The 20,862-nt window shown below is 50.6% G+C and carries 14 protein-coding genes and 1 tRNA gene; 10 read left to right on the top strand and 5 right to left on the bottom strand.

Annotated features, from left to right (window positions below):
• Positions 1-61 precede the first annotated feature (61 nt).
• Complete coding sequence (locus BUA40_RS06800) at positions 62-1,075, top strand: hypothetical protein (protein ID WP_072799887.1); 1,014 nt, start codon at positions 62-64, stop codon at positions 1,073-1,075.
• A gap of 72 nt (positions 1,076-1,147) precedes the next feature.
• Here BUA40_RS06800 and BUA40_RS06795 read toward each other — a convergent pair.
• Together BUA40_RS06795 and rimO are read right to left on the bottom strand one after the other, a co-directional pair.
• A tRNA-Arg gene (locus tag BUA40_RS06795) sits at positions 1,148-1,221 on the bottom strand.
• 21 nt (positions 1,222-1,242) lie between these two features.
• Positions 1,243-2,553: a 30S ribosomal protein S12 methylthiotransferase RimO gene (rimO, locus tag BUA40_RS06790; RefSeq protein ID WP_072799882.1), complete on the bottom strand. Its 1,311-nt coding sequence runs from the start codon at positions 2,551-2,553 to the stop codon at positions 1,243-1,245.
• 119 nt (positions 2,554-2,672) lie between these two features.
• Here rimO and frr point away from each other — a divergent pair, with 119 nt between their 5' ends.
• From frr to BUA40_RS06765, 5 genes are all read left to right on the top strand, one after another.
• Complete coding sequence (frr, locus tag BUA40_RS06785) at positions 2,673-3,206, top strand: ribosome recycling factor (RefSeq protein WP_072799877.1); 534 nt, start codon at positions 2,673-2,675, stop codon at positions 3,204-3,206.
• A gap of 12 nt (positions 3,207-3,218) precedes the next feature.
• Positions 3,219-3,929, top strand: a complete 711-nt coding sequence (locus BUA40_RS06780; protein WP_072799875.1) for an isoprenyl transferase — start codon at positions 3,219-3,221, stop codon at positions 3,927-3,929.
• Positions 3,922-4,803: a phosphatidate cytidylyltransferase gene (locus BUA40_RS06775; RefSeq protein WP_072799872.1), complete on the top strand. Its 882-nt coding sequence runs from the start codon at positions 3,922-3,924 to the stop codon at positions 4,801-4,803. The genes BUA40_RS06780 and BUA40_RS06775 overlap by 8 nt, the downstream gene beginning before the upstream one ends.
• A gap of 143 nt (positions 4,804-4,946) precedes the next feature.
• Positions 4,947-6,323, top strand: coding sequence for a polysaccharide deacetylase family protein (locus tag BUA40_RS06770; protein ID WP_072799870.1), 1,377 nt, complete (start codon positions 4,947-4,949; stop codon positions 6,321-6,323).
• A 78-nt stretch (positions 6,324-6,401) separates the two neighbouring features.
• Positions 6,402-7,886, top strand: a complete 1,485-nt coding sequence (locus BUA40_RS06765) for a DEAD/DEAH box helicase (protein WP_072799867.1) — start codon at positions 6,402-6,404, stop codon at positions 7,884-7,886.
• Between the two features lies 1 nt (position 7,887).
• Here BUA40_RS06765 and BUA40_RS06760 read toward each other — a convergent pair whose 3' ends face one another.
• Together BUA40_RS06760 and BUA40_RS06755 are read right to left on the bottom strand one after the other, a co-directional pair.
• The gene (locus BUA40_RS06760) at positions 7,888-8,700 is read right to left on the bottom strand and encodes a hypothetical protein (protein WP_143149718.1); all 813 of its coding nucleotides are present in this window, start codon (positions 8,698-8,700) and stop codon (positions 7,888-7,890) included.
• 12 nt (positions 8,701-8,712) lie between these two features.
• Positions 8,713-9,765, bottom strand: coding sequence for a hypothetical protein (locus tag BUA40_RS06755; protein ID WP_072799861.1), 1,053 nt, complete (start codon positions 9,763-9,765; stop codon positions 8,713-8,715).
• A gap of 187 nt (positions 9,766-9,952) precedes the next feature.
• Here BUA40_RS06755 and BUA40_RS06750 point away from each other — a divergent pair, with 187 nt between their 5' ends.
• The gene (locus BUA40_RS06750) at positions 9,953-15,997 is read left to right on the top strand and encodes an InlB B-repeat-containing protein (protein WP_072799858.1); all 6,045 of its coding nucleotides are present in this window, start codon (positions 9,953-9,955) and stop codon (positions 15,995-15,997) included.
• 34 nt (positions 15,998-16,031) lie between these two features.
• Here the strand turns inward: BUA40_RS06750 and BUA40_RS06745 are convergent, their stop codons facing one another.
• Entirely contained in the window at positions 16,032-17,078 is a 1,047-nt protein-coding gene (locus BUA40_RS06745) for a sigma-54 interaction domain-containing protein (RefSeq protein ID WP_072799855.1), read from the bottom strand.
• 220 nt (positions 17,079-17,298) lie between these two features.
• On the opposite strand from BUA40_RS06745, the gene BUA40_RS06740 reads away from it, so the two are divergent.
• The 3 genes from BUA40_RS06740 (at position 17,299) to BUA40_RS06730 (ending at position 20,716) form a co-directional block, all read left to right on the top strand.
• Complete coding sequence (locus BUA40_RS06740; RefSeq protein WP_072799853.1) at positions 17,299-19,419, top strand: glutamine synthetase III family protein; 2,121 nt, start codon at positions 17,299-17,301, stop codon at positions 19,417-19,419.
• A 124-nt stretch (positions 19,420-19,543) separates the two neighbouring features.
• A complete protein-coding gene (locus tag BUA40_RS06735) occupies positions 19,544-20,077 on the top strand; it encodes a type II toxin-antitoxin system death-on-curing family toxin (RefSeq protein WP_072799850.1) in 534 nt (177 codons plus the stop codon).
• 9 nt (positions 20,078-20,086) lie between these two features.
• On the top strand, positions 20,087-20,716 hold the full coding sequence (locus BUA40_RS06730; protein ID WP_072799848.1) for an FISUMP domain-containing protein: 630 nt from the start codon (positions 20,087-20,089) through the stop codon (positions 20,714-20,716).
• The last annotated feature ends 146 nt before the right edge of the window (positions 20,717-20,862 follow it).

Genomic DNA, 20,862 nt, shown 5'->3' with positions numbered 1-20,862 from the left:
TGCGATTTGCGCACTTAAAAGTTATATTCGCAAATGCGATTATATAATCTGAGGCTTTTTCATGTTTAAGAAAGTACTTTTGTCTTTATGCTTAACCGCCTTCATGTCTTGGGCTCAAGACGACTTCGACGAGGACGACGAAGGCTTCGTGTCCGCCCCTGCTTCTGCTCAAGAAGATGAGGGGGAGGCTGCTCCGCGTGCTACTATGGCTACCGGCGATGAAGAAGAAGAGGAAGAAGTCTATGACGTCGGTATTAACTCTGCCCAGCGCCGTGAAATGGCCGAACGCAAGAAGTTTGAAGAAGAACAGCGTCAGGATGAATATGCAAACTCTGAACGCCGTCGTGACTGGCTCCGTAACCGCTTGATTTTCCAGATCGGTATGGGTTCCCGTTACCCGATTATGGGTGAAACCGGTATGGGTATGGGCATCGGTGCCGGTGTCGAATACATTTTGCCGTTCCATTTGTCTCTGTACGGTTCTTTCGGCTTCTTGCCCAAGGGCACCGATAACGACTTCGACGAATGGGAACTTGAAGGCGGTACGGGTTACAAGGTCGGTTTGAACTACTACCTGTTCCCCAAGAACCCGCTCCATTTGGGCTTGTCTGTTTCTTATGGTACGGTCTACTTTGACCACGATATCATCCCCGATGAAAGCAAGGTCCGTGCCTTGATCAAGGTGGACGGCTTCCAGTTTGATGCCCTTATTACCTACTTGACCAATGAATGGTACTACTTGCAGTTCTCTATCGGTATGTACTATGCTCCGAAGCTGGCCAAGACTCCGGTTAGATACAATAAGGACAACGGAACGGGTGACGCAGAAACGGATAACCCGAGCTTCCGTAAGCTAGAAACCCCGATGACAGACTTGGAAGGAAATACCCAGTACATTTGGGATGATGGCGAATGGGGTTCCCGCGTGGTGGATCCGAAGGGCATGAGCAAGACGGGTATCGTATTCGGTATCGCTGTCGGTTACGCCCTGCCGGAACTCTTCCCGGATGACACCGAAAAGCGTCGCCGCGAACGTGAAAAGGCAAGAGCCCGCTCTGGCGTTGCCGGTCGCTAAGTCCTGATGTCATTCCGCACTTGGTGCGGAATCTGCATTTAAAAAAAGCTCCCTATTGGGAGCTTTTTTTCATACCCTTGATGCGATTCGAACGCATGACCTTCAACTTCGGAGGCTGACACTCTATCCAACTGAGCTACAAGGGCGAGCGAATCAAAGATAGTAAATTAAACCAACTTAACTATCAACTCATGCGGCTCGGCGTCTACCACGAGCGCGTCGCGGAATTCGCCTACGTCGGCATCGCCTTCAAGCACCTTCACGATATCGTCGTTTTCCATGGAGTTGCCTTCGGTGCGTCCATAGAAGTGGTATTCGCTTTCTTCGGCGACTTGGTCAATGATAATGCGAACGGTCTTGCCGATCATCGCCTCGGCGTGTTCGGCGTCGAGTTCTTCTTGCAAATCGTTCACGGCATCGAGCCTTGCGCGGGCTTCGCTTTCGTCGACTGCAGGCAAGTCCATCTCCATCACGGGCGTGCCTTCTTCGGGGCTGAATACGAATCCGCCCAAGTGATCGAACTGGATGTCTTCCAAGAGTTCCATCAGTTCTTCAAAGTCTTCGTGGGTTTCGCCGGGGAATCCGACAAGTACCGTGGTGCGAAGCGTTACCCCCGGAATGCGCTCGCGAATCTTGTGCAGAATATCGACAAGTTCTTTCTTGCGGTAGTTGCGCTTCATGTTCTTGAGCACGTTGTCGCTCGCATGCTGAATCGGCATGTCCACGTATTTCACAAGGCGCGGTTCGTTTGCCATCAGGTCCAGAAGTTCGTCGTCCACGAACATCGGGTACCAGTAAAGCGTGCGAATCCACGGAATGCTCGTGTTGTCAAGAATCGCCTTTAAAAGCTGGGCGAGCGTGCCGCCCTTCTTGCCCTTTTCGCGACCAAAGTAAGTCGTGTCTTGAGCGATGAGCGTGATTTCCTGAACGCCCTGCTTTTCAAGTTCCTTGGCTTCTTCAACGATGTCTTCGATGCTGCGGGAAACCTGCTTGCCGCGAATGAGCGGAATGGCACAGTAGGCGCAACGGCGGTTGCAGCCTTCGGCAATCTTCAGGTAGGCGTGGTGTTTGAATCCGCCCAGGTTCATGCGGGCCATGTTCTCGGCGTCGCAAGTGGCGGGGGCAACAATGCCCATCTTCTTCAAAAGTTCGCCCGGTTTGTAGGTGCCTACCCAGTAATCGACTTCCGGGAGCTCCTTTACGAGTTCGTCTCCGTAGCGACCCGAAAGGCAACCTGAAACGATCAGTTTCTGCTTGGGCTTTTTGCCGTTAATTTGTGCGAGAATCGCGTTGATGGATTCTTCCTTGGCAGCTTCGATGAATCCACAAGTGTTTACCAGGATGTAGTCTGCCTTGGCGGCTGTGTCGCAGGTGGTAAAGCCGGCGTGCAACATCTCGCCGACCAGGTTTTCTGCATCGACCTGGTTCTTGGCACATCCTAAGTGGACAACGAAAACTTTGGGCTTTTTAGTAGGCATGATGGCAAATTTAGAATTTTCTCTTACAAAAACACTACTTATTTTACGCCTACATTTTCAATTATCTATATTTCGCAACTAGTAACTGGTAAGTAAAACCTTTTAACACGCAAAAAATTATGGCAGATTATTCTGATAAAATGAACAAGGCCATTGAGGCCACCGAACGTGAATTCTCGAAGATCCGCGCAGGCCAGGCTAGCCCCGCTATCCTGAACGACGTGCGCATCGACTACTACGGTACGCCGACTCCGATTTCCCAGGTGGCTAAGGTTTCTGTGCCCGAACCGCGCATGCTGCTTGTGTCCCCGTGGGAAAAGACCATGGTCGACCCGATTGAAAAGGCTATCCTTGCTGCAAACATCGGCCTTACCCCGATGAAGGACGGCAACTGCATTCGCGTGAGCCTTCCGATTCTTACCACGGAACGCCGTCAGGAACTCGCAAAGATTGCACGCAAGCATGCCGAAGAAGGTCGTGTGGCAATCCGCAATATCCGCCGCGATGCTAACGACGCCCTCAAGAAGAACAAGGAACTGCCCGAAGACGAAGTCAAGAAACAGCAGGACGAAATCCAGAAGGCTACCGACAAGGCTATTGCCCAGATCGACAGCCTCCTCGCTGAAAAGGAAGCAGACATCCTCAAGGTGTAGTCCGGGGTTTGCGTGGCAAATCAGCTTAGACATGTAGCGATTATCATGGATGGCAACGGGCGTTGGGCTCGTAGCCGCGGTCTTGAACGTTTCCTGGGTCATCGTAAGGGAACCCAGGCGACGATTGACGCCGTCGAAGTGGGCGTGAACCTGAAGCTCGAACACATGACTTTGTATGTGTTCAGTTCTGAAAACTGGGGCAGGCCCAGCAAGGAAGTGGATTACCTGATGAACCTCCTGATTGAAATGGTGGTCAAGGAAATCCCCGACCTTATGGAGAAAAATGTAAAGCTTACGGTGATTGGAAACATGAACCGTCTGCCCGAAAAGCCGCGCGCAAGCTTGCAGTCCGCTATCGATAAGACGGCGAACAATACGGGCATGCAGCTGAACCTCGCTATCTCTTATGGTGGCAGGCAAGAAATTGTCGAGGCCGCTCGCTCCATTGCCGCTCAAGTCGCATCGGGCGCAATCAAGGCCGAAGATATCGACGAGACGCTCTTCGCTAAGAATTTGTATTTAAAAGGAGCTCCCGATCCGGATCTCGTGATTCGTACTGGGGGAGAATTCAGGCTTTCGAATTACCTGCTGTGGCAGGCTGCCTACAGCGAATTCTACGTAACGGATACGCTGTGGCCCGACTTTACCAAGGAAGAATTCATGAAGGCTGTCGAGTTCTTTAATACTCGAGAAAGACGTTTTGGAAAGGTGTTGCATGAGTAATCTTGCGCAGCGTGTAATTACGGCGGTTGTCGCCATTCCTATCGTGTTCTTTTTGCTGTGGTTCAGCGACTACAGCCGTATTGGACTGATGTGCTTTTTGGCCGGTGTCGGCGCCTGGGAATGGGCCGGCATGGCTTGCAAAATGTACAAGGGTCCCGATACTCGTTACCTTTCGTTCGCCGCTTCCTTGGCCCTGACGCTCGCTTGGGCGCTTTCCAAGGGTGGCTATTTTGGAATGCCTGCCGTGCCGTATGTGGTGGGCATGACCTTCCTCGTGATTTTTGCGATTTACATTGGCTTGGCGTATGCCAAGGTTGAAATTGATCACCTGTTCCCGTGGCTTGTGATGCAGCTGGGTGCCCCGCTCTATGTGGGCCTCTGGGGTGGCATGAACGTGATGATGATGGGCAACGGCCAGGGCTTTGAACATTGCTATCCGTTCATTTTAGTCATGACTTCGTGCTGGCTTTGCGATACCGTCGCCTATTTCTTCGGTAAATTCGCCGCTGGCAAGGGTCCTTTCGGTCGCCATCCGTTTGCACCGAGCATTAGCCCGAAAAAGACCTGGGAAGGTTCTGTCGCGGGTTCCATTGCGACGATTGCTTGGGTGACTTATTGGGCCAAGTGCAGCTCGGCACTCTCCGTTTTCGGTGCCGAAATCAACTGGGGTTCTGCTATCGTTATCGGCTTGCTCTTGACGGTGGCCGGTCAGGTGGGCGACCTCCTGATGTCAGCCCTGAAGCGCTGGAGCGGTACCAAGGATTCCGGCAACCTGTTTGTCGGCCACGGAGGCGTGCTCGACCGCTGCGATTCCTTCTACCTCGCAGCCCCCGCCCTCTACCTGTTCATGGATTTCCTCCAGAAACTCGGCTAGCAAAAAAATGTTTCCGAACGTTTACATTCGTTGTTTTTGCTAACAACGGATACTCTCGCCCTATTATTGCGATTGATTTAGCCCATATATATATTATAACGGGGTAAAACATTAAAATCAATCACTAAAAAGGGTGTGAGTGTATGAATTACAAAAAGATTTCTATTGCTGCGCTGATTGCCATGGGTTCTTCCATGGTTTTTGCTCAGGATGCTGAAATTGCCACTTGGGCAGGCTTCCGCAAGGGCGCAGCGTCTTTCACGTTTGACGATGGCGCTCCGAGCCACGTGAGCGACGGCGGTCCGTTGTTCGACAAGTACGGCTACAAAGCCACATTCAACGTGGTGGTGAACTGGAACCCCGACTGGAGCGGTTTCGGCAACATGGCCAAGAACGGTCATGAAATCGCAAGCCACAGCAACACCCACGGCCAGAACATGAGCGGCGAAGAAGCTTCTTCGAAGCAGGCTATCGCAGGCAAGATCCAGCAGAAGTACGGCATCATCACGGTCGCCTATCCGAACTGCAATGTGCCGAACAAGAGCGCCGTGCTGCAGAACTACGTCATTGGCCGTATCTGTAACGGTTCCTGGCAGAGCCAGCCCGACATGATGGGCAAGGACGGTCCTAGCGACTGGGCAATGGCATCCGCCATCATGACTGGATCCACCGGCACGAACGATTTCAAGGGCAACATGCAGAAGGCCGTACAGCAGGGCGGCTGGATTTCGTTCCTTACCCACGGTTTCGAGAACAAGAACAACGGTTCCGCCACCTACTCGCCCACGCCGCTCAGCGCCATTGAAGACGGTCTCAAGTGGGCCCAGCAGAATGACAAGGACATTTGGGTGGCTCCGATGGGCCATGTCGCCATGTATATCAAGGAACGCAAGGCCTCCAAGGTTGAAGTTTCTAACAGCGGCAGTTCCACAACGGTTAAGCTGACTCACAGCATTAAGGACAACGTTTCCGATTACGACTACCCGCTCACCCTGAAAGTCAAGTACAGCGGCTCCACTGCCAATGTGACGCAGGCTGGTGCCAAGCTCGAAGCCAAGGTTGAGGGTGGCTACGTATACTTCGACGCAGTCCCGAATGCAGGCGACATTGTTATCGCTGGTGAAGGCTCTGGTCCTTCTCCGGAATCTTCTTCTAGCGCAGAACCGCCGCAGTCTTCTTCTAGCGAAGCCAAGAGCTCTTCTTCTACGAATCCGTGGGGTCCGAAGTCCTCTTCTAGCAAGGGCGAAGTGGATTGCAATGTCAATCCGTTTGATGCTTCTTGCCATGGCATGGCTATTGCTAACGAACTTCAGAATGACTTCGGTCTCTCCGTCTACAGATCCTCTGACAACTACATCGTGGTCGGTGGCGCTAAGGGCATGAACATTACCGTGTTCAACAGCCTCGGCCATCAGGTGCGTACCACTCGCGGTCTCGGTGCCGTGCAGAAGGTCTATACCGGCGCCAAGGGCGTGTACATCGTCAAGGTGGGCGGCAAGTCCTTCAAGGTTAAGCTTTAATCCATTTTACCAAAACCTCTCTCGAAAAAAGGGAATCCTTATAAAAAGGGATTCCCTTTTTCTACATTTGGCACTAATATGCTTTTTTCAGAACTTCCCCTAGCAAATCCCTTGCAGCGTGCTATTCGCGCTGTCGGTTACGAACAACCCACTCCGATTCAGGAACAGTCGATTCCGAGTCTCTTGGAGGGGCGTGATCTGCTGGGAATCGCACAGACGGGTACGGGGAAGACGGCGGCTTTTGCACTTCCGATTCTACAGCTGTTGCTGGATTCCGGAAAGTTCCGTGCGCCTAAGACTTGCCGCGCGTTGATTCTTTTGCCTACGCGTGAGCTTGCCATTCAGGTGGAAGAATGCTTTAAGCAGTACGCCCAATTTACGGCCATTTCGACCGCCTGCATTTTTGGCGGTGTGAGTGACGTGAGTCAGAAGCGTAACCTGATTCGCGGCGTAGATGTTCTTGTTGCAACTCCGGGGCGCCTGCTCGATTTGATCAACCAGAAAGCAGTGTCTCTGAAGGCGCTTGAATTCTTCGTACTTGATGAAGCCGATCGCATGCTCGACATGGGATTCATTCACGATATCCGCAAGGTGGTGGCGCTGCTGCCGCAGAATCGCCAGAATCTGTTCTTCAGCGCGACCATGCCCGAAGACATTACAAAGCTTGCCGCGACAATCCTGCGCCCGAACCCGGTGAGGGTGGAGGTGGCGCCGCAGAGCACTCCGATCGAGCGCATTCATCAGGAACTCTACCGCATCGACAAGCGCCGCAAAGGCGCGCTCCTCAAGGAACTGCTGCTCGCTCACCCCGAAATGAAAAAGGTGCTGGTCTTTAGCCGCACCAAGCACGGCGCCGACAAGATTACGCGCGTGCTCGAAAAGGCGGGCATCAAGTGCGCCGCTATTCACGGTAACAAGAGCCAGAACCGCAGACAACAAGCTTTAGGCAATTTTAAGTGCGAACAGATTCGCGTACTCGTGGCAACCGACATTGCCGCCCGCGGTATCGATGTGGATGACGTGTCGCACGTATTCAATTACGACTTGCCCGATGTCCCGGAAACATTCGTGCACCGCATCGGCCGTACCGCCCGCGCCGGCAAAGACGGTATCGCCATTTCGTTCTGCGCCCCTGATGAAGAACAAGATTTGCGCGCCATCGAGAAGCTGACTCGCATCAGCATTCCCGAAGGTGACAAGGCAATTTACGAAAAGCTCCCGCCCCAGCAAAAGGAAACTCCCGAAAGCGAAATGCGCAACGCCCGCGGCCGTGGATTCCCGCGCCGCGACAATAACCGCGGTAATCGCCATGATAATAACCGTCAGGGCGGCCAGAAGGCAGAAAACAATAATCAGGCCAAGCACGGTCACGGAAAGAATCGCCCGCAGCAAAACCGCCCGCAGAATAATCCGCAAAACGAAAAACGCCCCGCTCCAAAGAGCGAAGGCGTTCAACAAGCGAATCCGCAGGAAGGGCGCCGAACCATCGGCCGTAACCGTCCTGGGTCCCGCGCCCGCAAGCGTATGCGTGAAGCCGCACGCCAGCCGGCTCAGGGCAACTAGACTATTTTATCGAGTACATGAACCATTCCCAGGTGATAGTGGCTTTTTCGCCCTTTGTCGTCTGGGGCTTGACGTTGTTTTCCTTGAAGAATCCCAGGTTCGTGACAGAAATGCAGTCCGAATCGTTCAGTAGGTCTTCGTCGTCGTAGTAGGCGTCATGTTCGTTCTTGTCCCTGAGTACGGGGCAAATGTCGATGGCGTCTATGCCGCGAGGAATCTGGATGGCGACTTTCTTTTCGCCCTTCCAACTCTTGAGGTTCAGCGTATCCAAGGCGGTAGCCGAAAGCGGATCGTATTCCGAGGGTTCGGAATCGATATAGGACTTCACCAGGAACCTGACTTGCGGGTCGCCAATTTTTTCGGTTTTACTGATGGAATCTGCGGTCTGCTTATAGCTGGTAAGCGTGATGCTCAGCATTTTCGTGACCTGCAGGTAATTGATTGCCGGGTCGTTGTTGGTGCCGATGAAGCTGCCCTTGTCGTTGTAGCTCTCGTTGTCCTTCACCATTCTGATGACGGTTTCGAGGCTCAAGACGGAGTCGGTGTCGCTGTCACGGAACTTGTCGATAAAGTTGTCGCAACGTACCTTATAATTGTAGACGACGCGCTTGGTCTTCTCGTAGCAATTGTAATAGTCCATGTTGTCGCGACGGCTTTCAAGAGTGTCCAATGCTGCATCGAAGTCGATCGAGAAGTTTGCCTGTTTTTCGTTTTCGACTTCAATAGAATTGTCTCCGCATGCCGTAAAGCAGAACGCGGTCAAAGAAATCAGCGGAATAGAAACGAGTTTCAACATAAAGCTTTTCTGATTCATAATCTTACCTCATTACTTTATGCTAAAGTCCAGGAACATACGCCAGGTAGGATTGCTGTCGTGTCCGATGTGATAATATCTGTGGTTTGCATTCTGCGATGCGCCACCGAAGGCAAACATCTGGACTTCAAACGAGACCAGTCTGCTTTCGATGCCCAGACCAATCCAGCCACTGGTTTCCCAGTCGTCCATATAGAAGAACTTGTTGGTCTGGTGGCTTTCGTAAAGGGGGAACGGGCTCTGACCGGCTTTGTCGATCAAGTCCAGGTCGGCCTTGAGCTTCTTGTCATTGGTTTTGATGTCGAGCCAGTTCTCGGTATCGGTCATTTCGTAAATGGGCTTGGTCAGTCCAAAAGTCAAGCTTGCGAAAAGGAAGGTGGTTGTACCCTTGACGTGGTAACCCACTTTTCCGGTGAGAGGCATGTCTGCCGAGAAGTTGTAGTATTTGCGGTCCAGGCTATGAACCAGCGTGTACTCTTCGCCAGAAGAAAGCTGTCCGTCCTCTTCGCCTACATCGAAGCTCCAGCGGGAGTAGCGGTAGAGGGCGCCCAATCTGCCCTGGAATCCTAGGTAGTTGCCGATATAGCGTCTGTAGAAGTAGTACATGCCCATACCCATGCCCCAGTCGGCATCGTGGTTCGTGTGCCAGTAGTTCTTGTCGTGGTAGTTGGCGCTGACAAGGCTTAGGCCATGATGCAAAGTCCTAGAACGCTTTTTGGCGGCTTTGATGACTCTTTTCTGGTAATCGGCATAGGTAATCTTGTTGCGAGGCTTCTTCGGTGCGGCACTATCGGCGGCAGTCGTGTCTGCCTTGGCAGAATCAGCCGGAGCGGCGGCTACCTTGGCGGTGTCGGCTGGCTTTGTGCTGTCAGCAACGACGGCTGCAGATGTGTCTGCTGCTTTGACCGTAGAATCTTGCACGGCGGCGGTCTGCGGCTGGTTGGCCGTAGCGGTAGAATCGGTGGTGGTGTCCCAATCGTCAGGGGGCGGTTCAGGAGATCCCTGGGCAAACCCGAGAACAGCAAGAACACTGCTAATAGTCAAAATTTTGCGAATAATGGTCATAATAATGCTTTAGCTCCCATAAATGGGGTTTCAGATACATAAAATAAGTAAAAAATAGCCATTGTGCAAAAAAATATTAAAAAAATGGAATTTGTAAAAAAAAATAATTAGTTTTACAGCAAGAAGGAATCTCAAGGGTTTTCCTTGTTTTTGTGGAACGGAAAGATGATCGTATAAGAGGATGTCTATGGATACAGGTAAGATTTCTCTTGGAAAGTTGCTCGCCCTGCTTATTTTTATGGTGGGTATTCAATCTGCGTGGGCAGATGTCTGGGATGGTACGACCAAGACTCCGGCAAAGAAGCAGACGATTGATGGCAAGGAATATTTCTTGATCGATTCTGCGGCAAATCTGGCGTGGTTTTCCGATACGGTGAATAATTATGTGCTTGAAGCAAAATGGCAGAGGTTGATAAGCCTCATTGAGGCCGACACCTCCAAAGCAGAATATAGAACTCGTGCGTTCAAGGATTCGGCTATCAACTTGATGAAGGCAATTCGACAGGATCCGGAATCTTACTATCTGGATCCTGCTAAAAAAGCCTTGTGGAATAAGGGACCTTATACAGGGTATTTGAGATCTGCGTGGGACTTTACGGTCAATGTAGAATTGAATGCCAAGATAACGGCGGAATACTTGGATATGAACAATAAGCCGTTTACTCCGATTGCAGCCGGTAATGGTACCGCGAAGTATACGGGCACGTTCTTGGGAAATGGTATTACCATTAAGAATCTAAAGGTCGACAGTAAAGAATTTGTCATGCAGGTTTTCGATGTAGTGCATGGCAATCCTTCCTATTGTCAGAATGTGGGCTTGTTCGGCGTGATCGGTAGCGGTACAGTAAGGAATCTGATTCTTGATGGGGTGACTATTTATGCGACCGGTAAAAATGATTACTGGGCAAACCCGCACCAGGTTAGCGTGGGTCCCATTGTCGGTTGGATGACCGGCGGAACCATTGATACCTGCTATACTTCGGGAAAAATCGTCACGAATGGTCGAGATGTTGGTGCTGGCGGTATTTTGGGTGCCATGACCGATGGCAAGACGGTAAGCAATGCCTTGAGCACGGCTTCAATTGAAGCGTCCGGCCGAGATGTTTATGTCGGTGGTATTTCGGGTGTGATTCGTGGTGGCGTGACGATATCGAGTAGCGTCTATGATGGCGACAACTTGGAAGCTCATCCGGATGAAATTGGTGCGCAAGGGGCTATAGCAGGCCGAATCGTAAACAACAGGGATACGTCAAAAGCGCAATCGATTACGATTACTCTGTCGAATTGCTATTACGATACCGATGCTTTGAACAATGATATTTGGGTTGGGTCTCTCGATGTGTATGTGAATGTTGTTGGCGACCCCAAGGGATTTAACAACGTCAATACAGAAGAAAATGCATGCTTGCTGAATAAACATACGTGGGACGCTACGACAAAAACATGCTCCGATTCTACGGGCCTTTGGACTAATCAGGAAAATATTGCTATCACCGGTGTTTCTAAAAAAGAAGATAACTCGAATGCTGAAACGGTATTCTTGATAACCTTCGATGCCAATGGAGGCTCTTTCGCTCCTGGTTCCAAGACTACTAAAGAACTTAAATTCAATACTCCGTTGACGGCCGATGAAATCTCAACACCGACTTATGACAGTACTAAGTCTTTTGTTGGTTGGGCATTAAGCCCGACTGCCAGCGCCCCTGAGAATCTGGGTGTTGTTTATGGCGTAAAGAAGGTGTATGCTGTATGGAAAGATGTTGTTCTTTATACGATTACGTTTGATCTTAACAATGGTGATGGTGCGGCAAAATATACCAAGAAGGTTGTAAAGGATAGCACCATTACGACTGCTGGCTTTACCGCAGAACAGCTGCCGTCTGTTTATAAAGTGGGAAACAATAAATATTATTTTGCAGGGTGGTCCGATTCTGAAAATGGCCTTGCCCTTGAAAACTTGGGTGTGGCAACAAAGGATGCGACGTTCTATGCTCGCTGGAGCCCTGCTCCGCAGTTTAAGGTGAAGTTCGATGTGCAGGGACATGGTACTGCTCCTGCCGATCAAGTCATATACGAAGAAGAACGTGCGACGGCTCCCGAGGAACCTGTTGCAAATGGTTATCAGTTTAAAGGTTGGTTTGTCGAGGCGGCGTGCACGAATTCGTATAATTTCCAGACTCCTGTTACTTCAGAAATTACCTTGTTTGCGAAATGGGTCCCTGTTCTTTATTCCCTTACTTATAACTTGAATGGTGGAACGGATAATGGGGCAAATCCCATTAACTATACCATAGAATCGGAAACGGTTCTGCTGAAAACTCCGACAATCGCTAACGATACACTTGAATTCAAGGGCTGGTTCTATGATGGTGCCTTTACGAATCAGGCTCTTCAGATTACGAAGGGATCTTTCGGCGATGTAACGCTTTATGCTTATTGGAGAACCAAGGAATATACCATCAATTATCAGGCTGGTGAAGAAGGCGCGAATAACGTTGCTCCTGTGGTAAAGAAATATGGCGAAGATATTGCCTTGTTGGGAGCTGTGTATAAGAGAGCTGGTTATGAACAAGATGGCTGGTCTACTGTTGATAACGGAGATAAGGCCTATGAACTGAATGCACTTTATACAGAAAATAAGAACGTGACTCTTTTCCCGCATTGGGAAAAGACTGTTTATAAGATTATCTATGAATTGGATGGTGGCGTGAATCATGTGGATAACGATACCACGTACACGATGGATTCTTCAGATGTTGTCTTGAAGAACCCGACAAAGGTTGGCTATAAGTTCGAAGGTTGGTATGATGCTGAAGTGGGTGGCAAAAAGGTTACCAAAGTGGAAATCAAGGCTCCTTATGGAGACGTGAAGCTGTATGCCAAATGGAGTCAGACTAAGGTTACTGTTACGCTCCAAGACAATTCTTGCGAGTACAACGGCAAGAACTGCGGCGCTAAATATACTGTATCGGTGACGAATGGTAGTCTTGGTAGCGATTATAAGACTGTTGTTGTGACGGATTCTATCAAGAATGTCTTTGACGGTCCGATTGATGCGAATATCGTAAGCTTTGCGATTGTGAACAAGACGACGGGAGATACTGTAACCAGTGCGTTCGATGTTACTTTTGTTGATGGTGGATCTATCAGTGTAAGCCCGAAATTGGTCAACTTTACTACGGATAACATTCCGTCGAAAACATATACGGGAGACTCTATCCATGTTGAAGGCAAGTCCAAGACTAGTGACTTGACTAAGGGTCATACGCACAATGTAGGCTATACCGTAGATGTGCTTGATGCGGGCGATAATTATGACCCGGTTATGACGGATCCTGCAGAAGTGAAAATCTTGGATGCTGACGGCAATGGCGTGACGGCGAACTATACCATAGGCAGTATTGCTCCGCCTGCCAAGAAATTTGTTGTAGAAAAGAGTAATGGTAATTTTGAGGTCGTTTTTGCTGACGAATATGTGACGGATGATGGAGCTCCGCATTCTATGACGCATGGGGCTTCTAGTGATGCTCCGGGAACGACTTTCATGTATCAGATGGATGGTGGCGAATGGACGGATAAGTTGAGTTCTCTCGTTGCTTCGGGAGTGGGGGACCATACGATTAAAGTTGTTGCGACCAACCCGAACTATAAAAAGACTCAAGAAAAAACGGCAAAGCTGATGATTACTGCATCGCCTGTTGTGACGATTGTTGCTGTCGGTGACTCGAAGGTGTATGATGGTACTCCGTTGTCGGCGACTTTTACAACGTCAGGAAATTTGGGTGCTGACGACCAGGTTGTTGATGTCGAATTTACAAACTCCATTACAGATGTTGGTACTGTGACCAGCTCAGTAAAATCTTATAAGATCATGAATGGGACGACAAATGTCACGGATTTGTACAAGGTAAATAAGGTTGACTGTTTCTTGTCTGTGACTAAGGCTCCGCTGACGATTACGACGGCTTCTGATTCAAAGGCTTATGATGGAAATCCGCTCACAGCTGGTGTAACAGCAGTTTTTGTCAATGGTGAAACGGCGACAGTGGTGGCGACGGGTAGCCAGAAGATGGTCGGTTCTTCTAAGAATACATACGATATTCAATGGGATGCAACTGCCAAGCAAGGAAACTACCAGATTGTAGAAAATCTTGGAATTCTGACCGTGACAAAGGCTGCCGTTACCATTAAGGTAAGTGCTGCTGAGAAACTTTATGGTGATGCGGATCCTGAGTTTACCGGCGAGGTTACGGGCCTTGTCAATCCGGATGACTTGGGCGTCATCAAGTATTACCGTTCGAATGCGAATGTAAAGAATGCCGGCTCTTATCCGAAAGCGATTTCGGCAAGTTATACTGCGAACATGAATTACGAAGTGAATGTAACCAAGGGCAATCTTACGGTTAAAAAGCGTAATGTGACATTGACGTCTGCAGACGCAAGTAAGGTGTACGATGGTACGGCTCTTACCGCCCCGACGGTGACGGTGGGTGGCGACGGCTTTGCTCCTAATGAAGGTGCCTACTTTACGGTAACGGGCTCCCAGACGGTTGCTGGAACAAGCGCAAATACGTTCACTTATGAACTGAAAGAAGGAACCGATGTAAGCACGAACTACACGCTTGCTGAGGTCAAGGGTGATCTTACTGTTACGAAGTCTCCGGTGACGGTTTCTATTGTGGGCCGCACGGGTACTTATGCCTATAACGGTTCTCAGCAAGTTGTGTCTGGCTACGATGCCTCTATTAACAACGCAATGTATTCAGCGAGCGACATCGTCTTCGGTGGCGAATCTGTGATCCAAAAGACCAAGAGCGGTACTTACGCTATGGGTCTCACGAGTGCAATGTTCACGAACAAGAACAATAACTTCGACGTGACCTTTGACGTGACTGATGGATCCTTGACGATTACACCTCCGGAAATTGTTGTTGCTTACAATGATGCCGGCGATACGCTCCATGTGATTGTGGGTGACGATGATTCTGATTCCGTGATTAACGAAAAGATTAATGATGCTCTTGCGGGTCATGTGCCGCCCATTGCGCTCCCGACCAAGGATGAAGACAAGGATTCTACTTATGCCTTTGACGGCTGGGAAAAGAATCCTACATCGGGTCAGTATGAACCTGTCTTTGATGCAACGGTCAAGAAGGATACGATTGATGTGAAATATCAGGATGATCCTGAAAAGCACATCGATGTGGAAATTCACGTGACCGATGTTCACAAGGATATCGTTGAAAAGATTAACGCTGCTCTTGAACAGAACGGCATTGCTCTCCCGAGCAAACCTGACAATGGCGATTCTACCTATGTTCTTGACTGGAAGCAGAATCCCGAAACTGGTGTTTACGAACCTGACTTCAAGGGCGTTTTGCGCGTGGAACAGATTATCGTCAAGTATGGTGATGGTGCTACGGATACAATCTATGTAGACATCCGTGCGCAGGATTCCAAGTCGCAGATCGAACAAAAGATCAACGACGCCTTGAACAATCATTTGCCGCCCATCAAGGTGAAAGGAAAGGATGATACCTATACTCTTGCCGGTTGGGAAAAAGATGAAGCGACGGGATATTACGTGCCTGTCTTTGCGAAGGGTGATGTTGTCTACGTGATTAACTTCCACCTGCCCGAAGGCGCTGTGTTGACGTCGAAGTTCAACGGCTACAATTATGGCGAGGTGACTCTTTTGCCCGATGCCGTCATGAAGTCTGACACGACATGGGTCTTCAATGGTTGGTATACAAAGACCAAGGGCCGCGGCGATCGCGTGAAGGCAATGCGCGAAACCGATGCCGGCAACAAGAGCTTGTATCCGCTGTTCCAGAAGACGCTCCGTTATGAGATCGCTGGAAAGACTGGCGAAGTGGTGGTGATCTACACGGACCGTGCCGATACGACGATTGCCCGTGCACTGAAGAGCGTGATTCCTGACGAAATTTCGAAGAATGGCGTGAGGTATGCCTTTGTCAAGTGGAAACTTGAAGATGGCGTCTATAAGGCTGTTTTGAAATCGCTTGCAGTACGCTTCAACGTGGCTGTTGACGCTCGCGCTCTCAATATCGAAGAGGCTCAGATGGGTTCCCGCTACGCAGTGTTTGACATGGATGGTCGCGTCGTGAAGCGCGGTACGGTATCCAATGGCTCGCAGCGTGTGGAAATCCCGAAGTCGGGCAGTTACATGGTGCGTGTCGGCAAGGACGCCGTCCAGGTGAACGTTAAGTAGAATGTCACCCTGAACTCGTTTCAGGGTCGGCATTCTACTCCGATATATTAATGTTCAATCGATGCACTTTGTAGTGCATGACTCTTGGCGAAATACTTAAATCGCGTGCGGCGGCAGACATGTTGCCGCCGTTTCTTTTTAGCGCTTCGCTCAGGATTTCTTTTTCGTAGGTGTCCATGAGAGTCGAGAGCGGCGCAATCTTGTTCGGGAGCATGGGCTTGCGGGCCGATTCGTCGGTCTGCAAGGTGGGCGGCAAATTGTGCGAATGGATGCAGTCGTCGCTCGTGGCGAGGGCTGCGCGCTCGATGCAGTTTTCAAGTTCCTGCACGTTGCCGGGCCAGTGGTAGCTCATGAGCATGTCAATCGCGGGCGTCGAGAGGCGCACCACATGCGTGCCGTACTTCAGGTTCACTTGCGAAATAAAATGCTCCGCCAAAAGCAAGATGTCGCTCTTGCGTTGCGCCAAGTCGGGCAGCGAAATCTGCACGATGTTCAAGCGATAGAACAAGTCTTCGCGGAAAAGCTTTTGCTGCATCAGGCTTTCAAGATTCTTGCTTGACGCCGCAATCAGGCGCACGTCGCTATGTAGGTGGATGTTGCCCCCTTGGCGGTAAAAGCTTTGGTCTTGCATGAATCGCAGTAGAATCTCCTGGTTCTTCGGGCTCAGTGCCGAGACATCATCCAGGAATAGCGTGCCACCGTTTGCGATTTCGGCCTTGCCCAAGTGGCGGCTGTTTGCGCCAATGAAGGCGCCGCGTTCGTAGCCGAAAAGTTCGCTTTCAAAGGTGTTCGCCGGGTTGCCGAAACCCTCGCTCAAGTTCGCACAACCCATGACGACAAAGGGCTGTTCTTTGCGTGCAGAAAGTTCTGCGATGGTGTGGGCGGTGAGTTCCTTGCCCGTGCCGTCATTGCCATAGATAAGCACCTGTGCGTCGTTCTTGGCGCACTTCTTGATTTGCTTATAGACCTCGCGCATTTCACCGCTGTTGCCGACCATTTTGCCCGGCTTCTCGTCGATGATATTGCGCAGCTCGCGGATCTCCGCTTTCAGTCTCTCTATTTCTTCTGCTTCCGTTGTCATTCCTTGACCATTAAGTCATGCCGGACCAGATCCAGCATCTGCTTTTTCATGTCCGAGCCTTTTTGCTTTACAATAATGTAATAATATACATTAATTTTACAATATTGTAAAGCATTTTGTTTCAAAACCTGTAAATTTTGGGTGCCAACCCACGTTTTTATTCCTAATTTCCTTCCATAAATTGAAAAACAGCTGTAAAACGGCAAATAAGAGGTTCAAAATGAGCGTAAGCTACCGCAAAAAGACCATCAACGAAATCGCAAAGGCCCCTACCGCGCCTGTTAAGCCGGCCGGACCTGTCAATGTGGATTTCTACGGCGAGGACGTGTTCAACATCGACGCCATGCGCGAATACTTGCCCAAGGATGTCTGCGAAAAGCTGATTGCAACCATTAACGAAGGCGCAGCCCTCGATCCGAGTATCGCGGGCGATGTGGCACACGCCATGAAGAAGTGGGCCATGGACCGCGGTGCCACGCACTTTACGCACTGGTTCCAGCCGCTCACCGGTTCCACTGCCGAAAAGCATGACTCCTTCCTTGAACCTGACGGTTGCCGCGCCATCATGGCCTTTAGCGGCAAGAACCTGATTGTCGGCGAACCGGATGCATCGTCTTTCCCGAGCGGCGGACTCCGTTCCACGTTCGAAGCCCGCGGCTATACCGCCTGGGATCCGACCAGCCCGGCATTCCTCAAGCGTCACGGCAACGGGGCTACGCTCTGCATTCCGACGGCGTTCTGCAGCTACACCGGAGAAGCGCTCGACAAGAAGACTCCGCTTCTGCGCAGTTTGCAAGCTCTTTCTAAATCTACCCGCCGCCTCATGACCTGCTTCAAGGCGGGCCCCAAGAAGACGACGGTCACGCTCGGCGCCGAACAGGAATACTTCCTCATCGACAAGCGCTTTTACCTGCAACGCCCCGACCTGTACCAAGCTGGCCGCACGCTGTTCGGTGCCGCTCCGGCAAAGCACCAACAGATGGATGACCACTACTTCGGTAGCATCCCGGCTCGCATTTTGAACTTCATGAACGAAGTGGAAATCGAACTCTGGAAGCTCGGCATTCCGGCCAAGACCCGCCACAACGAAGTTGCGCCTGCCCAGTTCGAACTCGCTCCGATGTTCGAAGAAGTGAACCTCGCTTGCGACCACAACATGCAAATCATGGAAGTGCTCCGCAACGTGGCCGACAAGAATGGCCTCGTTTGCTTGCTCCACGAAAAGCCTTTCGCTGGCGTGAACGGTTCCGGCAAACACAACAACTGGTCCGTGTCTTATGGTAAGGGTAACTTGCTCAATCCGGGTAAGGACCCGCACCAGAACGCCGTGTTCCTCACCACGCTTTGCGCTATCATTTACGCTGTCGACACGCACGCTGATTTGCTCCGCATGACGACTGCTGGTGCCGGCAACGATCACCGCCTCGGTGCAAACGAAGCTCCTCCGGCCATTGTCTCCATGTTCCTCGGCGACCAGCTCATGGACGTCATCGAACAAATCGAACAAGGCGTGCCCAAGTCCTCTAAGCAAGCTGGCGCACTCCGCATCGGCGCCGACATGCTCCCGGCTTTGCCGCGCGACGCCACCGACCGTAACAGAACTTCTCCGTTCGCCTTCACCGGCAACAAGTTCGAATTCCGCGCTCCGGGCTCTAGCCAGAGTTGCTCCGAACCGAACGTGGTTTTGAACACCATCGTGGCCGAAGCTTTCGACATGATTTCTGAACAGCTCGAAAAGCTCGACGAAAAGAACTTCCACACGGGCCTGCAAAAGATTTTGCAGAAAATCGTGAAGGAACACAAGCGCGTCATCTTCAACGGTAACGGCTACACCGACGAATGGGTCGCCGAAGCCGAACGCCGCGGCCTTCCGAATATTCGCACCTCCGTGGAAGCCCTCAAGGCTCTCACCAAGGAAGAAAATATTCAGTTGTTCGAAAAGTATGGCGTCATGAACCGCCGCGAAATGGAATCCCGCTACGAAATCAACGTCGAAGATTTCCACAAGCGCATCCACATCGAAGGCGAAGTCTGCCGCGATATGGCCAAGAACATCATCTTGCCGAAGGTCGTCGAAGCTTACTCCAGCGCATTAAAGACCAACGAAATGGCTCTGAACCAGGGCTTCCCCGGCGTCGATGCCTATGTGAAGTCTCTCGGCGAAGGCGTCAAGAACCTGAGTGCCGCCATTGCGACCATGGAAGAAAGCCTGAACGGCCTGCACGAAGGCATCCTCGATGCAATGGCCGCTTTGCGCAAGGTTGTCGATGGCCTCGAAAAGGTCGTCCCCGACGAAATGTGGCCTCTGCCGAAGTATAGAGAAATGCTGTTTATTTACTAAACAACATCGGCCATACGTCAAAAATTTTCCCTGCCCTCGGGCGGGGATTTTTTGTATCTGCAAACGACGCTAATTGTCGCATGCTCAATCTATATTCGTGATGTCCCCCTAAAAGGAGTACATCATGAACAGATTGGAAAAACTTGAAATATCGAATGTCATCGGTGATTTTCGTGCGGCTCTAGAAACTTTGGACCGCTACGACCACCAGCAGCTGGAATTCCCGAAGACCGGCGTAGACTATAGCGAAATGAGTGGCCCCATCACCTACGAGCAGGCGATGGAAGCGATTGATGTGCTCAAGGAAAAATTCCGAGACAGCGGAATCTTCGGCGTCGAAAAGGATGCTTCTTTCAAGAGTTCACTCGGACAAATTTACCAGACCTTCGACGGCAAGGAACTTTATCCGACCGTGCAGATGAAGGCGGCAACACTCCTGTATCTGCTTGTCAAGAACCACTCCTTTGTCGATGGCAACAAACGCATTGCTGCGTTTATTTTCTTGTGGTATATGTCGCGCAACGATATCCTTTATCGAGTGGACTGCTCCAAAATCGTAAGCGATGGTGCCCTAGTCGCACTCACGCTGCTCATTGCCGAAAGCAAACCCGAAGAACGTGAAACCATGACCAAGCTCGTGGTGAATTTGATTATGTAGGAGGTTCTTATGACTAACTCGTACTTTACAGATCCGCGAGATGGTGAAACCTACCGCACCGTAAAAATCGGCAATCGGATATGGTTTGCCGAAAACCTGCGGCATAAATGCGAAGGCGCGCAGGCGTATGCTGGCGGCAAGGGGTATCTATGCTTGAATGGTGAAACACCGCCTTACGATTGGAACTGCGACCCAAATGTGAAGAAATATGGCTTGTGCTACTACTGGAAATTTGCAGAAGCCGCAGTCCCCAAAGGTTGGCGCATGCCGAACAATGACGATTGGCGAGACTTGTTTAATGCAGTTGGCGCAAAATGTGAAATGGGCGAGCATGGTGCCGAAACTTACCTTGGGGCGGCTCTTGCGTTAAAGTCCAAAGACGATTGGGAAGAAGACGAACTGTTCCCTGTTGGCAAAAGTGCTGATGCATTCAACTTTACGGCGTATCCGGCGGGTTGCATGGAAGACTTCGGCTTTTGCGGAGCTCGCGGCAGACACACGCGATTCTGGAGTTCCGTCGGGCAAAACAAGTGGGCATACCGCGTTCGCCTAGACAATTGTTACGACGATGCCGTTCTCGACCGCTTTTGGAACGATTTTTCCTGCGCGAATTCAATTCGGTGCGTGAAAGACTACTGAATGGGTACTTATTCCAAGTTGGAGTGCCTAAAATAACGTTTTTTGAGGGAAAACTATAGTTTTTGTGGGGATTTGTGCTCTTTTGTAGAAAATAGGATATATTTCTTTTTAAAGAAGAAGGAAAAATATGGATAAAGAACCCGAAG

The sequence above is a fragment of the Fibrobacter sp. UWT2 genome, from assembly GCF_900142545.1.
Taxonomy (GTDB): Bacteria; Fibrobacterota; Fibrobacteria; order Fibrobacterales; family Fibrobacteraceae; genus Fibrobacter.
The sequence above is the reverse complement of the archived record's forward strand: the minus strand, read 5'-3'. Positions and strand labels throughout refer to the sequence as shown.